The organism is Salinivibrio sp. MA427 (genome assembly GCF_001996115.1).
Taxonomy (GTDB): Bacteria; Pseudomonadota; Gammaproteobacteria; order Enterobacterales; family Vibrionaceae; genus Salinivibrio; species Salinivibrio costicola.
Window position 1 is genome coordinate 1 of the sequence record NZ_MUFH01000484.1, and the last position, 1159, is coordinate 1159.

A 1159-nucleotide genomic window follows, 5' to 3' on the forward strand; every position below is an offset into this window, starting at 1 on the left:
ATATTTCATCATATCTATCTTTTTTAGTAAGGGTATTAAGGTGGTTGAATAACGTGTTATCGGGACTCGCCCTTTCGCGCTCGCCAGCCGCCCCACAGCAAACCTACGAGCAGTAAAGGCCAATATTTCATCATATCTATCTTTTTTAGTAAGGGTATTAAGGTGGTTGAATAACGTGTTATCGGGACTCGCCCTTTCGCGCTCGCCAGCCGCCCCACAGCAAACCTACGAGCAGTAAAGGCCATGACAACGCGCCCCCTCCCGAGCTAGCGATATCGGGCGCATCCTTGGTGCTAAGGTCGGTGCTTTGGCAGTCGAATCTCGTCACGCGGCCCACTTGCCACGCCACCAGCTCACCACTATTGCCTTGGGCATAGTCCGTCACTTCAAGACGCCAATTCCCCGCTAGGGGTTCGCCATCAAAGGCTTGTAAAAGATCGTCGTGCTGGCTGGTCCAATAGCGCACTAAGTCATTGCTCTGACGGGCAGTATTGGCATGTAACGTAACCCGTGTGCCTGCGGGGGAGACAAGAACAACGCGTAAATCTGATGGGCTGGCATGGTTGATATGGACATACACGCCAAGATCGGAGCGAATGGCACTCGCGTCATCATTAATAATGAAGTTAAAACTTTTGAAACCATTGTTTTGAGCCCCATTACTGGCCACCGATGCATCCGGTAAGGTCGCATTCAGCGTTTGGCGCGATTGGGTGAGTTGGGGCAAGCCTTTAATCACCGTCAAATTGTCTTGCCATTGATGGGTTTGCAACGTGTCATCAAATTGATAGTCAATTCGCGCCTCAAGAGTCAGCGGCTGACCGCATTGCGCCGCAAGCGGCAGAGGGATAGAAAACGACTGAGCCTGATCGAGTGATTGATTAATGAACGTGGGCGCTCCACCCTCCACCTGAATATCACCACGAATTTTGGCTGTGCGCCCTTGTGGTGTTAAGCGTGTGTGGATCGCCGCCGTATCGGCAACATAACGCTGGCTTGTTTCAAAGCGAAACGGTGCTTTGAGCAAACCGTGTTTTTCAAAGTTCGCTTTCAACAAGGCTGCATAGTCGCGTGATGGATAATAGGTTTTAGCCACATAGAGCATGCTTTCTGCCAGATCGTGCATTTTCATGCCCCGGCCTAGCCCAAACATCGATTC

At 51.0% G+C, this 1159-nt stretch carries 1 protein-coding gene; it reads right to left on the reverse strand.

Going from position 1 to position 1159, the window contains the following annotated elements; all coding sequences use genetic code 11:
• Positions 1 to 178: 178 nt before the first annotated feature.
• Positions 179 to 1159, reverse strand: a 981-nt coding sequence (locus tag BZG79_RS15790) for a proprotein convertase P-domain-containing protein (RefSeq protein WP_206779513.1), incomplete at its 5' end; no start/stop codon positions are given.